At 71.6% G+C, this 13,541-nt stretch carries 10 protein-coding genes; all 10 read right to left on the reverse strand.

Features of this window, described 5'->3' with window-relative positions; all coding sequences use genetic code 11:
- Nucleotides 1–56: 56 nt before the first annotated feature.
- Entirely contained in the window at nucleotides 57–2,900 is a 2,844-nt protein-coding gene (locus Adu01nite_RS13935; RefSeq protein WP_239132379.1) for a M28 family peptidase, read from the reverse strand.
- Nucleotides 2,901–2,971: 71 nt separating this feature from the next.
- The gene (locus Adu01nite_RS13940) at nucleotides 2,972–3,874 is read right to left on the reverse strand and encodes a ScbA/BarX family gamma-butyrolactone biosynthesis protein (RefSeq protein ID WP_203727144.1); all 903 of its coding nucleotides are present in this window, start codon (nucleotides 3,872–3,874) and stop codon (nucleotides 2,972–2,974) included.
- Nucleotides 3,871–4,707, reverse strand: coding sequence for an LLM class F420-dependent oxidoreductase (locus tag Adu01nite_RS13945; protein WP_203727146.1), 837 nt, complete (start codon nucleotides 4,705–4,707; stop codon nucleotides 3,871–3,873). Before Adu01nite_RS13945 ends, Adu01nite_RS13940 begins: the two co-directional genes overlap by 4 nt.
- Nucleotides 4,707–5,519: a hypothetical protein gene (locus tag Adu01nite_RS13950; protein ID WP_203727148.1), complete on the reverse strand. Its 813-nt coding sequence runs from the start codon at nucleotides 5,517–5,519 to the stop codon at nucleotides 4,707–4,709. Before Adu01nite_RS13950 ends, Adu01nite_RS13945 begins: the two co-directional genes overlap by 1 nt.
- Nucleotides 5,516–6,448: a nucleoside-diphosphate kinase gene (locus Adu01nite_RS13955; RefSeq protein ID WP_203727150.1), complete on the reverse strand. Its 933-nt coding sequence runs from the start codon at nucleotides 6,446–6,448 to the stop codon at nucleotides 5,516–5,518. Before Adu01nite_RS13955 ends, Adu01nite_RS13950 begins: the two co-directional genes overlap by 4 nt.
- A complete protein-coding gene (locus tag Adu01nite_RS13960) occupies nucleotides 6,445–7,482 on the reverse strand; it encodes an SDR family oxidoreductase (RefSeq protein WP_203727152.1) in 1,038 nt (345 codons plus the stop codon). Before Adu01nite_RS13960 ends, Adu01nite_RS13955 begins: the two co-directional genes overlap by 4 nt.
- Nucleotides 7,479–7,715, reverse strand: a complete 237-nt coding sequence (locus Adu01nite_RS13965; RefSeq protein WP_203727154.1) for an acyl carrier protein — start codon at nucleotides 7,713–7,715, stop codon at nucleotides 7,479–7,481. Before Adu01nite_RS13965 ends, Adu01nite_RS13960 begins: the two co-directional genes overlap by 4 nt.
- Nucleotides 7,712–9,262 (reverse strand): hypothetical protein, encoded by a 1,551-nt coding sequence (locus Adu01nite_RS13970; RefSeq protein ID WP_203727156.1) that lies wholly within the window; start codon nucleotides 9,260–9,262, stop codon nucleotides 7,712–7,714. Before Adu01nite_RS13970 ends, Adu01nite_RS13965 begins: the two co-directional genes overlap by 4 nt.
- Nucleotides 9,259–10,818: an AMP-binding protein gene (locus Adu01nite_RS13975; protein ID WP_203727158.1), complete on the reverse strand. Its 1,560-nt coding sequence runs from the start codon at nucleotides 10,816–10,818 to the stop codon at nucleotides 9,259–9,261. Before Adu01nite_RS13975 ends, Adu01nite_RS13970 begins: the two co-directional genes overlap by 4 nt.
- Nucleotides 10,815–13,307: a phosphoenolpyruvate synthase gene (locus Adu01nite_RS13980; RefSeq protein WP_379138986.1), complete on the reverse strand. Its 2,493-nt coding sequence runs from the start codon at nucleotides 13,305–13,307 to the stop codon at nucleotides 10,815–10,817. The genes Adu01nite_RS13975 and Adu01nite_RS13980 overlap by 4 nt, the downstream gene beginning before the upstream one ends.
- Nucleotides 13,308–13,541: the final 234 nt, after the last annotated feature.

The following is a 13,541-nucleotide window of genomic DNA, read 5'->3' on the forward strand; positions in this document are numbered from 1 at the left end:
ATAGCCGTCCGCGGGGTGCGGGCGCCATGGTCGGCACCCGCACCCACGGTGACGTATCAGAACGTCAGACCCCACGCGTTGAGCGTTCCGGTGTCGCCGGAGTAGAGGTCACGGACGCGCAGCCGCCAGGTTCCGGTGGCCTGCACGGCCGAGGCGTCGACGGTCGCGGTCAGCTTCACGTCGTCGCGGCGATCGAACCGACTCGCCTTCTTGAGGAGGAATGCGGTGCCGTCCGGGGCCAGCAGGCGGATCTGCAGGTCACCGCGGGAGGCGTGCTTGATGTCCACGTCCACGGTCAGCGTCCTGGGCGCCAGGCCCGGGTGCTGCACGGTGATCGGCGACTCGACGGTGGCCCGGTCCCGGAGGAGGAAGTCGGCACCGTTTTCCAAGGAAGGCGCGGCCACGCCGGTCAGCGTCCACGCCGCGTACGCCGCCACGTCGGTGTGCCGGTCGAGCGCGGTGGCGTTGATGTTGGTCCGGCCGTCGCAGCTCTGGTGGTAGCAGGAGTCGAACGGCTGCCCGGCCGTCCCGCCCCACTTCGCCGCCTGGGCCGCACTCATCGCCGACGCGAGGCTGAGCGTCGCCGTGCCGCCGGTCGGGATGCCGGCCGCCTTGAACGAGGCGTGGTCGGAGCGTCCCTGCACGTCGACGTTCTCGGTGGCGATGTTCTTCGCCGCGAACCCGGCCTTCAGCGCCGCGCCGATCGCGGTGCCCCGGGTGTCGTCGTTGTAGACGAAGTACCCGGCGTTGGGCGAGCCGATCATGTCGAAGTTGAGGTAGCCGGTGATCTTCGCCCGCTCGGCGGTGGAGAGCGACGCGACGTACGCCTTCGACCCGACCAGGCCCAGCTCCTCCGCTCCCCACCAGCCGAAGCGGATGGCCTTGTCCCCCTGCGCCCCGCTCGTGGCGTAGGAGAGAGCAACCTCGAGGATGCCGGCCGAGCCGGAGCCGTTGTCGTCGATGCCGGCTCCGGCCGCGACGCTGTCCAGGTGCGCCCCGAGCATGACGACCTTGGTGGGGTCGCCCCGGCCGGGCAGGTCGGCGATCAGGTTGTAACCGGTCGCGCCGTTGGAGGTGAACTGCTGGATCCGGGTGGTGTAGCCGGCCGCGTCGAGCTTGCCCTTGAGGAAGTCGACCGACTTCTGGTAGCCGGGCTTGCCGTGCGCCCGGTTGCCGCCGTTGGCGGTCGCGATCCGGGCGAGTTCGTCGAGGTCGGCCTCGACCTTGGCGCTGTCGATGTCCGGCACCGCCGCGGCCGGCGTGGCGGTCGGTGACGGCTGCGGGGACGGAGCAGCCGTCGTGGGCGCCGGGGTGGCGGCGGTGCAGGTCGGGTCGCCGGAGGCGGGCACGCTCACCGCGTCCCAGGCGGCCTTGATCGCAGTGAACTCGCCGCATCCGGACGGGTGCAGCTCGAGCGTCGCCTCCAAGGTCGCCTTCCGGGCCTTGGTGTAGGTCCAGCCCGACGTCTTGCGCAGCAGCGCGTGGTAGAAGACCTCGCCGGCCTCCCACAGCCCGATCCCGGTGACCGTGCTGTTGTTGCAGGTCGGGCCGGCCGGCTTACCGGCCGGCGCGGATCCTTCGGCGGCCAGGTAGAACCAGTGGTTCAGCGGCCCGGCCGCGGAGTGCACCTCGGTGCCGGGGATGGCCGAGGAGAAGCAATTGGGGTCGCCGAGCTTCGAGGGGTCGACCATGTTGCGGATCGGCCCGCTGCCGGCCAGGTCGACCTGCTCGCCGACGGTGAAGTCGGCCGGGTCGTTGGGGTTGGCCGCGAAGGCCTCGGCGAGGGTGCCGAAGATGTCGCCGGTCGCCTCGTTCAGGCCACCGGTCTCGTTGGAGGTGCCGCGGCTGCCGCCGGGGGTGTGGCAGAAGACGCCGTGGCCCAGCTCGTGCGCCACCACGTCGATCGCGTTGACCTGCCGGGCGCCGTCGCTGGTCTTGCCGTATTTCGCCTGGTCCTGGCCGGCGTTGGTGGTGCCGGCGCAGCTGTAGAACGCGTTTACCTCGTTGAGGCCGACGAACATCGCCGCGGTGCCGCCGTTGCCGTCGATGCCGTTGCGGTGGAGCTTGGTCTTGAGCATGTCGACCATGACGCCGCCGGCGTACTGGGTGTCGACGGCTCCGGTCGGCAGGTCGCTGCCGGCGCCGGTGCCCCACCTGTCGTCGGCGTCGGTGAAGATCTGCCCGGTCCGGTCGTTGCTGGTGGTCATGTTGCCGCGCGCCGGGTCCTTCATCTGGAAGGCGCCGGCGCTGCCGGTGGTGCCGATCTCCACGGTGCCGTTGTAGTGCCCGGTTCCGGTGCCGGCCGAGATCTCGTCCCAGGAACCGGCGTCCGCGCCGGTGATCGCGTCCACGTAGACGTGCGCCCGGCTCGGCTGCGCGCCGCCGCGGGTGGCGACGACCTCCCAGACGAGCTTGCTGCCGGCCGCCGCGACCACGCCCAGCGTGGGATCGCCGGCGACGGCGCCGGGCCGGTTGCGCAGGGCGAGGGTCTTGGCCTTGGCTTCGGTGATCTTCGGGTCGACCGGTGCGCTGATCGGCACCAGGCTCGACGCGTTGCTGCTGCGCACCTTGCCGTCGCGGTCGGTCACCACGACGAGGTCACCGCCGACGAAGACCGGCAGGTTCCGGTAGACCCGGGCGTAGCTGACGTAGTTGAGCCCCTGGCCGGTGGTGACGACCTGCTGCCGGGTGAGGGTCTCGTCCGGCGCCTTCGTGAACCCGGTCGAGTCACCGGTGACGTACTGGTCGGCGGAGGCCGCGGCGGCGGTCGCGGTGTCGGTCTGCGGCACCGCCCCGGTCGACGTGTATCCGGCGGTGATGGCCGCCCCCGCGAGCAGCGAGACGAGCGTGACACTGCTGAGCGTGATTACCCGCAGTGCCTTCCTCCTGGAACGCCTCAACGGTTCCTCCCCAAGGCTGTGGTGTGCCGTGGAGTCTCACCGGGTGTTCCTTAAGGGCGCCGGAAGCCTTGCTATCGGACCGGTAACAACGCGACCGCGACCGTCGCCACCGCCCGACCGGCCTGGCAGGCATCGACGACGATCTCGCCGCCCCGAGTGACAGCGGTGAGCGAGACCGGCGCGTCCAACTCGGCGAAGGCGTGGAAGGTCGCGTTCATGCTGGTCATGATCATGGAAGGCGGCGAGAGCGCGGTCGCGAACTGGCGGGCCGCCTCGATGAACAGGGTGCCGGGGATGTGGTCGAGCGGGTGGTCGAAGAGTCCGGTGTGCTCCACCGGGACGAGCAGCCGGGCACGGTCGCCGGCCAGGTCGGCGAGCAGGACGTCGGCGTCGCGGATGCGGCCGACGATCGCGGGCGCGACGGCGCCGGTGCGGTCGGCGGGCGGCAGATCGTCCGAGGTGATCAGCGCGCCGCCGCGGTGCCGAGTGCGCAGAGCGCGGTAGGCGGCCGCGCTGAGGTAGCCGACGGTCATGTCCGACTCGCCGATCGGCGTGCCGTCGAGCGACAGCGCGAAGGACGGCGCGAGACCGCGGGTGCGGCGGCCGAGCAGCTGCGGTGTCGGTGCCGGCAGGGTCATCCGCAACAGGCCGTCGCCGACCGCCGGCATCAGGGTGTACGCGTCGGGAGCGACCCGCAGCGAGAAGCGGTTCAGGATGAACGCGGCGTCCGCCTCGACCTCGAAATACGTGTGCGCGAGGTAGTTGTGGGCCTGCCGGCAGGTTTCCAGCACGAGCATCGGGTCGAGCCGCCGGTTGGCGGGCGCGGTGTGCGCCGAGTAGTACGCGTGGCCGTCGGGCAGGATCGCGGCCGCCACGAACCCGTCCGACCCGTCGGGCTGCACGTCGGTCAGGAACACCGTCGCGGCGTGGCGGCGGTGGATCGACGACGGCTCGACCGTGGTGTCAGTCCTCATCGGATCTCTCCTTCCAGCTGGCTCAGCGCGCGCAGGTGTTCCGATAACGAGGTGAACCCGGCCCCGAGCGTGCTGACGGCCAGGTGGGTGGCACCGGCGTCCCGCCAGGCGTCGAACCCGCCGGCGCCGAGGCGGATCCGTCCGTGCATCCCGATCGCCGAGGGATCGCGGCCGGCGGACAGCGCCGCCAACGCGACGACCGCTTTGGCTGCGTCCAAAGCAGGGCCGGGGGAGAGGCGCGGCAGCCATCCGTCCCCGAGACGCCCGGCCCGTCGATAGGCCGCGTCCGAGGTGCCGCCGATCCAGATCGGGATCGACCGGGCCGGCCGGGGATTGAGCCCGGCCGCGTCGAAATGCTCGCCCGAGCCCATCAGGGTGACCGACCGCTGTGTCCACAGTGCCCGGAGCAGCGCGATCTGCTCGTCGAGCCGCGACCCGAGCCCACGCATCGGGCGCCCCAGGGCGGCGTACTCGACGCTGTTCCAGCCGAGCCCGACGCCCAGCCGCAACCGGCCCCCGGAGAGCAGGTCGACCTCGGCCGCCTGCTTGGCGACCAGCGCGGTCTGCCGCTGCGGCAGCACCAGCACCCCGGTGACCAGTTCGAGATCGCAGACGCCGGCCAGAAAAGCGAACAACGTCAGCGGCTCATGAAACGGATTGTCCACGTCGTACGGCCCGGACCAGCCCGGATGTCCGTCCGGATCGGCGCCGAGCACATGGTCATAGGCCAGCAGATGCCGAAAACCCAGCTCCTGCACGGCCACCGCGAATTCCCGCAATTCCCTTGCCCCACCGTGCAATTCACCCTGCGGAAGCACCACGCCGATCTCCATCAGGCCACCCCGTCGACGATCAGCGCGCTGTACAGCACGATCAGAAACAGCATCGCGGCGGGTTTCGGCCATGCGGGCACGCGCCGGCTGAGGAATGCGGCCAAGGCCGCGATCGGAAGGACCAGGATGGCGTACGGCCACCAGCGGCCCGTAAATCCGCAGGCGGCGACGGCGAACCCGAGGGCCGCGAGGGCGCTGCCGACCGGCCCGAGGGCGGTGGCGGAATACATCCGCGGGGTCGCCGCCCACGCCGTTTTACGAGCGAATTCAAAATGCAGAAAGGCAAAGGCGAAGACCAGCAGCGGCCGTACGGCGGGGGAGCCGGCCGAAACCGCGAGAAAGACGCCGATCAGCAGCTGTACGGGGTAGACCACCGCGATGTTGACCAGCGGATCGTCGCGCAGCCGCGGGAACCGGCGCTCCAGCGGGGTCAGCATCGCCGCGTAGCCGAAGAACGCCGCCGCCACCACTGCCGACCACGGCGAGTAGAACGCGTTGGCGACCAGCACGACGGCCATCACGATGCGGCCGGCCCGGCTCAGCTCGGCCGCCGTGACCAGGCCGGTCACCAGCGGCCGGTCCGGGTGGTGCACCCGGTCGTAGCTCTCGTCCTTGCGTTCGTCGATCAGCCGCAGGTAGAGCAGCATCGCCAGGACGGTCGCGGCGCGCAGCGCGGTGCCGCCGGTCGGCCGCCAGTCGTGGCCCGCGACAAGGGCCTCGTAGGCCGCGGTCCACAGCACCGCGTAGGTGACGTGCACCTGCGGCGCGAAGACGGCACCGACGAAACCGGCGCTGCGGGTCAGCACGGTCACCGGCCGCTGACCTGCGCGGGCTGCCGCCACCGGTCGATGTCGGTGCCGCGCAGCAGCTGGGCATACTCCGGCCGGGACAACGGCAGCGAGCCGCAGCCGACGACCGTGACGTCCCAGCCGGACACCGGCAGCCCGGCGCGCCAGATCAGCTCGACCAGCGCGCCCCAGTCTTCGGCGTCGAGCCGGGTGCGCAGCTCCGCCCGTACATAAGCCGGAAGATCTTGAAGTTGGGAAAGCTCGGCGGCGAGCCGGGCGGTGGCCGGTTCGAACCGCAGGTCGTGGGCCGGGGAGTCGGCGTAGAGCCGGTCGGCGAGGGCGGTCGCGGCGTCGTGCCGGTCGGCGCCGGGCAGCGCCTGCTGGATCAGCTCGCGGCGCTCGTCGACGTCGAGCAGGATGCCGAGCTCGCGCAGCACGTCGGCCGGTTCGTCGGAGGCGTGCACCAGGTTGAGCAGGAAGCCGTGGTCGCCGAGCCGGTAGCGCAGCTGGCCGGGGGTGCGCCGGGCCGGATCGGCCGGACCCTTGCGGTCGCTGAGCGCCACCGACGGCGGCACCCGATCGTCGTCGGGCAGGCTGAGCAGCAGCACCATCGAATCGGAGGCGGTGCACAGCGCGTCGGCCAGCCGGGAGCGGGCCGGTGTCGCGCGATTGAGCTGGTAGTGCCACATCGCCCGGACCGCGCCGCGGGTCATCGCGAAGCGTCGGGAAGCGACGATCCGGAAGCCGGACGTGCGCACCCAGTCGAGCACCGGCCAGATCGACCGGGAGGCGACGGCGTCCGGCTTGAGCAGCAGCAACGCGTGCCCGGCGGCGAATCCGATCGGGTCGGCCAGTTGGTCGTACGCGTCCAGGAAGTAGCTGTCGGTGCCGAAGTAGCGTTCCTTGGCCGGGTCGCGGGTGAGCCCGGCCGGGAACGGCGGTCCGTAGCTCATCGGCCGACCCCGGCCAGGGCCTCGTCGACCCCCGGCAGCGGCGCGCCGAGGTAGCCGGCCCGGACCGCGTAGTCGATGATCTTCCGGAGGTGCGCCGGCCCGTCGGCGGCCCGCTTGTGGCCGCGGAAACCGGCGGCGACCGTGTCGTCGAAGTGCTGCCGGCGCCGGAAGTAGCTCTCGTAGAGCGACAGCATCCGCTCCCAGTAGGCGCGTTCGACGTCGCCGAGCGAGGCGGCCGAGAAGGTCGCCGGGGCGACGTAGCGGGGGACCCGGAACGACGGGTATTCGGCGAGGACGTCGGAGAGGTGCCGCATCGAGACGCTCGACCCGACCGCGTGCAGGGTCAGCCCGTCGGCCGGCTTCTCCACCACGTCGGCGATCAGCGCGGCGACGTGGTCGACCGGCACCAGGTCGACGCACGCGTCGAAGTGGCCGGGAATGGCGGTGACCCGGCCCTCGGAGAGCAGCTTGAGGACCACGTAGATGTTCTTGAACTCGCGGACCACGCCGGTGCGGGCGGCGCCGACGACGACGCTGGGCCGGACCACGGTGACCGCGAGCCCGTCCGAGGCCGCCTTGCGGACCAGCAGTTCGGCCTCGAACTTGCTCTCCTCGTAGTGGTTGCCGAAGCGCTGCCCGGCGTCGAGCGCGGACTCCAGGATCCGGCCGTCCTGCTCGCCGCACACGTAGGCGGTGCTGACGTGGATGAGCCGGGCGCCGGCCGCCGCGGCCAGCTCCAGGACGTGCGCGGTGCCGGTGGTGTTGACGGCCTGGTAGAGCTCGCGCGGCCGGCCGAAGTCGGTGATCGCGGCCGAGTGCACGATGAGGTCGACCTTGTTGGTGAGCGTCTGCCAGGTCGTCTCGTCGAGACCGAGCCGGGGCTGGGTGACGTCGCCCGGGATCAGCTCGGCGTTGTTCCCGACCAGGGTGCGGACGTGGTGCACCAGCCCGTACACCTCGTGGCCGTTCCTGTTGAGGCGGGCGCAGACTTCCGTGCCGACCAGCCCGGCGGCGCCGGTGACCAGGATCTTCATGGCAGCACCTTCTCCACCAGGGCGACCACGTCGCCGGCCGTCACCACGTCGACGCTCTCGCCCATGTCGAGCGGCGGGAGTCCGAAGTGTTTCTCCAGGGCCATCGCCAGCTCGATCAGCCGCAGCGAGTCGAACATCAGCTCGTCGCGCAGCAGGGTGCCGGCGCCGATCCCGTCGATCCGGTGCGGCGCCATCGCGCCGATCACGGCGTAGCAGGACAGGTCGGTGGTCATCGGGCCGCCTTGGTGTGTGGCTGCGCGCCGCCGCTGGCGAGCAGGTCTTGGGCTTCGTCGAGGGGAAGCTGCTGGTCGAGGTAGGCGCCGAGGCGGAGCCAGTCGTAGCCGATGTCGAGGGTGTGCTGCCATCCGTCGGCGGAGTCGAACGACGACGGGAACGCCTCGCCGCCGGCCGCCGCCCGGACCGCGGCGATGAACTCGGCCAGGTCGCCGCCGCCGCTGGTCAGCTGGTGGGCCAGCTGGGCGATCCGGGGCTGCGGGTCCGGCAGCAGGTCGAGGCCGGCGATCAGCTCCGGGTCGCTGGGCAGCGGGCTCACGCCGTAGGAGCAGAGCAGGGCGCGCAGGCCACCGTTGACCGCCCGGGTGGTGGCGAGGGCGGCCACCCGCCACTGCTCGCGGTCGAGGGCGCCGCGCAGGTCCTCGACCGCGTTCTCGACCATGATGTTGCCCCAGACCAGGGCCATCGCGGCGGCGGCGAAACGCTTGGCCGGCAACGGCAGCAGGTCGACCGCGCGCGGGTGCCGCGGGTTGGCGCCGCCGATGCTCAGGATCGGCTGGGTCATCGCCGGGGCCGGGGTGACGCTGCCGAGCGGCGCGGCCAGGGGGAGGCGGGGCGCGATCGCGGCGCCCTTCCAGGAGACCCGGATCAGGCCGTAGCGGACGAACGTGGCGAGCAGGTCGCCGTCGCCGCCCAATGTGGTCAGCGGGCGGCCCCAGATGATCCGGCGCCAGGTGCGGGCGGCCTCGGCGCCGAGCACGAACACGTCCTGACGGTCGCGGACCAGGTGGACGCGGTCGCCGATCTGCCAGGTGGTGACCTCGCGGGGGCGTTCCACGACGAGCCGGTCGGGGGTGTCGGCGCAGCCGGTCACGCCGAGGTCGGCCACCAGGCGGATGCAGTCGGCGGTCGTGTCGGTCTGCCAGTAGCGGGCGACCAGCGGGTCGGCGGCGAGCCGGTCCAGTTGCAGGGACAGCCACTTCGGTTCGAGGTAGGTCTCGCCGTTGCGGGCCGCCCAGCTCTTCGCGGCCTGCTGCAGGCCGGCCCGGGCCCAGACGGCGGCCTGGTCGTGCTGCCCGAGGGCGTCGAGCATGACCGCGTGCCGGACGGAGTGCCGGGCGTACTCGGCCCACCACTTGGTCATCACGGCCGCGAAATGGTCGTACGCCACATTCTCCCGAACTTTTTCGATCAGGTCGGGACGCCGGACCGGATAGCCGCGCAGGAAGCGCTGGCAGCGGTTGAGCAGGTGTTCGTCGAGTCGGGCGATGGTTTTGGCCCGGCCGACCTCGAGGAGGTGCCGGCTGATCTGACCGACCGAGCGGGTGCGGATCTCCACCCGGCGGCCGTCGATGAAGAAGATCGTCGGCATGGTCGGCATGTCGGCGTCCTGGTCGGCGATCAGCAGGAAGTCGATGTCGGACCGGGAGTTGCCGAAGCCCTCGGCGATCGAGCCCTCCAGGAGCAGGGCGGCGTCGGCGGGGGCGTCGATGCGGGCGAGGGTCTGCTCGGCCAGCGACTCGATCTGCGCCTCGGAAAGGATCATTCGGTTCCCTCGTCCTGCAGTTGCTGCCAGAGCGCGCGGCGGCGCGGTTTTCCGCTGGTGGTTCGTTTGATCAGGCCGGGGCGGCCGATGATGATCCGGATCCGGGCGGCCGGGCCGAGGCGGGCCCGGAGCAGGTCGCGGGCGGTGGTCTCCCAGCCGCCGGGGCGGCCCTCGACGAACAGGGCGACGCCGATCCGGTCGGTCTCCGGCGCGCTGACCACGACGCAGCGCGCCGCCGGCAGCCCGGTGGCCTCGATGACCGCGGCCTCCAGGTCCTCGACGTAGACGGCCCGGCCGTTGACCTTGAGGCTGTCGCCCATCCGGCCCAGCACGAACAGTTGGCCGTCGTGGCGGAAGCCGGCGTCGCCTGTCCTGGAGAATCCGGCGGTGACCGTCGCGCCGCTGACCACGATTTCGCCGAGGTAGTCGTCCGGCAGGGGCGCGCCGTCCTCGTCGACGAGCCCGATCTCGGTGTCCAGCACCGGGCCGCCGCAGCCGGTGAGCCAGCCGCCGCGGGCCGGGACCGGCTCGTCGCCGAGGTGGAACTGCCGGTCGATCTTGACCGGGCGGCCGAACCGCAGGGTGTCCGGTTCGATCCGGACCACCAGCGGGCGGGTGCCCGGCGCGGTGCCGGTCACCCCGAGGGTCGTCTCGGCCATGCCGTAGGCCGGGCGCAGCGTGGCCGGGTCGAAGCCGGCCGGCGCGAACGTGGTGGCGAACTTGTCGAGCACCGCCGGGTCGACCGTCTGGGCGCCGACGAACATGGTCCGCCAGCTGCGAAAGTCCCAGCCGGCGATGCGGCCTTCGGGGATGCGGGAGGCCGCGTACTCCAGGGCGAACGGCGGCGCGGCGGTCACCGCGGCCGTGGTCATGCACTCCAGCCAGCGGGCCGGGTCGCGGAGGAACTGCGCGGGCCGCATCAGCGACAGGTCACCCTGGCCGCAGATGATCGTCAGCAGCGTCCCGATCAAGCCCATGTCGTGATGGAGCGGCAGCCAGGACGCGCCGGAGTCGCCGTCCTGCCAGTCGCACCAGGCCCGCGAGCACTCGATGTTGACGGTCAGGTTGGTCCAGGTGACCGGGATGCCGCGCGGGGTGCCGGTCGAGCCCGAGGTGAACTGCAGGATCGCCAGGTCGTCGCCGGCCACCTCGGCCACGTCGATCGGCTCGTCGGCCTCGCGATGCACGAAGGTCGGCTGTTTCAGTGCCGCGGCGTACTTCTCGTCGGTGACCAGCAGCGCCGGCCGGGCGGCGTCGACGATTCCGGAGACCAGCTCGGCGTACTCGGCGGTGCTGCTGAAGCTCGGCGGCGTGATCATGCACGGCGTCAGGCCGGCCGCCCACGCGCCGAAGAACGCACACAGCACCGGATAGCCGGTCGGCATCAGCAGGCAGACCACGTCGCCCTTCTTGGCGCCGGCGGCGAGCATCGCGGTCGCGCTGCGCCGGGCCGCGAGAGCCAATGCGGCGTACGAGTAGGACTCCCACCCGTCGTCGGTGGCGATCCGCAGGCCGCGGCCGGGCCGGGGATTCGTGAGCCAGTCGCGGATGTTCATGCCTGCTCGAGCACCTCGATGGTGGCGGTGCCGCCGTCCATCCGGATCACCATGCCGGTCTTCAGCGCGCGGGTGGCGCCCTTGACCTTCACGATGGTCGGCACGCCCAGCTCGCGGGCGACGATCGCGACGTGGGTCAGCGGGCTGCCGCGCTCGATGATCAGCCCGGCCGCCGACGGCAGCGCCGCCACCCAGCCCGGATCGGTGCTGTAGGTGACCAGGATGCCGCCGTTGACGTCCTGCGGCCGATCCGCCACCACCACCCGGCCGGTCGCGACACCCGGCGACGACGGCGTGCCGCGCAGCTCGCCCGTGCTCTCCGGCGGCGCACTCCAGCTGGTGAGGTTGCCCTCCCAATAGGGCGCGCCCCGGGTCTCGAAGCGCGGCGGCGCCACCAAGATCAACTGCCTTTCCTGGGTACGGCGTCGGACGGCCACGATGTCCCGCAGCTCGTCGTGCGCGATCTTGCCCTCGTAGGCGCCGCTCAGCTCGTCCAGCCGCAGCAGGAACACGTCCTCGAAGCGGTCGATCGCGCCGACCCGGTGCAGGTGCCGGCCGAGCGCGCGGAGGATCTGCTTGGCCGACCCGAACGCGCGGGTCCGGCAGAACCGCAGCCGCTCCCGGTGCGCGAGCGACTTCGCGGCCTTGCGGCGGACGAGCTCGTAGATCCACCGCTTCGGCCCGCGCAGGTGCTGGTCGAGATATTCCTGGGCGGTGTCGTTGCCCTGCGTCTCCGGCGGGGCCTGGAGGGCGTCGCGGAGCATCAGGTAGAGGCTGGCCGGGTCCTCGCGCAGGTCCGGCACTTCGAGTTTCAGCTCGTCGGGGCTGCGGTAGCCGTGCTCGGCGACATAGGACTCCACCGCCGCGGCGAATTCCGGATTGGTGACGGCGGCCGGGATGTCGGCCGGCGGCGTCTGTTCGATCAGCCGGCGCAGCTCGTCGTCGGCCTTCACCATCTCGGCCAGCGCGGCCATCGCGCGGGCCGGCTCGGCCGACTCGACGTCCGGCCCCGGCCGGGCCGCCGCCCAGGTCAGCCAGGGCGGGGCGTCGGCCGGCAGCCACTTCTGGCCGAGCACGGTGAGCACGCCCATCGACAGCAGGATCGTCGAGTCGAGCATCTGCATCGGACCCCAGCGCAGCAGCAGGTTGCGCTGAAGCTGCTGGAACGCGCGGTAGACCTCGTCGGCCGGCATCGCGGCGTAGTCGCGCTTGTCGAACACCGCGTACTGCTCGTAGAAGTAGGCGGTGAATCGCTTGACGTCGCGCCCCATCCGGAAGAACTTCCCGAAGAACGTGGTCGTGGTGACGAGCCTTGCCTTCTTCTCGGCGAGGCTCGACTCGAACTCGTACGGGTAGAGCGTCTCGGCGATCTCGTCCGGCAGCGACTCGTCGACGCCCATCGCGACCTCGAGCAGCCGCCGGTTGATGTCGTAGAACGGCGGGATCCGCTGCAGCCGGTACCAGTTGAGCAGGTTGTAGTAGACCCGCCCGTGGAAGCTGCCGAGCAGGCTGGGCAGCCACTCCTGCATCTGCCGCAGCTGCTTGTCGGGCACCCGCAGCGACCGGGCGAAGCTGTCGTAGACGGCGCCGTAGACCATCGCGGCGAAGGTGAAGGTCAGCGGGGACGTGACGCCGCGGAAGCTCTCCACGATGTTCGCGTTGTCCCAGATCCGCAGCTCGCCGGTCGTGATCGCCGAGGTGATCGGCCGGGCCTGCAGGATCCACAGCCGCCCGTCGGCGACCGCCCATTCGACATCCTGCGGGCCGCCGAAGACCTCGGCGATCCGCACGCCGGCCGCGTGCAGCTCGGCCAGGTCCACCTTGGCCAGCGACAGGGCCGCCCGCTCGGCCTCGCCGACGGGGTTGATCGCGACGCCACCGTCGGCCGCGTAGTCGTACCGCTCGGCCTTGTCGCCGAGGTCGGTCTCCAGCACCGCTCCGCTGCGGGCGTCCAGGATCGCGGTGTCCGCGTCGACCGCCCCGGAGACGATGCCCTCGCCGAGGCCGTAGACCGCGCTCACCACGAACGTGTCCCGGCCGCCGGTGACCGGGTCGGCGGTGAACAGCACGCCGCTGACGTCGGACGGCACCATCTGCTGGATCAGCACGCCCATGCCCGCGGGCTCGGCCGGCAGGCCGTTGGTCGCCCGGTAGGCCGTGGCCCGGTCCGAGAACGCCGACTGCCAGCACGCCCGGACCCGGTCGATGACCTGGTCGAGCCCGCTCACGTTGAGGTAGGTGTCGAACTGGCCGGCGAACGAATGCCGGTGGCCGTCCTCCTCCAGGCCCGACGAGCGGACCGCGACCCGGCCCGAACCCGCGGCGGCGTAGGCCGCGCGGATCACCTCTCGCGCCGCTTGCCCGGACTGGTCGAACGCCTCGCTGCGGATGGCGGCCCACGGCGGGATGCGGACCCCGGCCTCGCTCAGGGCGGCCAGGTTGGCGGCCTTGGCTCCGGCGGATCGCCGGGCCTCGGCGGGGCTGTCCACGGTGACCAGATAGCCGGAGTTGTCGACCACGGGGGAGTCCTCTCGGCGACGAATATGCCGTCCGCCATCCATCCACAGTCGACGAGGAGTTCACCACCCCTCAATTCGGCGGTCGCCGGGTAATAGGGGGTCCGCCGTTAACGGCGAGTTACACAATGGCGCCTCCGGTCATCACTTCGTTCACTATGAACTGTCGCGGTGATGCCTTTGTGCGATAGGTCATACGGTAATCGC

Origin of the sequence: Paractinoplanes durhamensis (assembly GCF_016862175.1) — a bacterium.
GTDB lineage: Bacteria > Actinomycetota > Actinomycetes > Mycobacteriales > Micromonosporaceae > Actinoplanes > Actinoplanes durhamensis.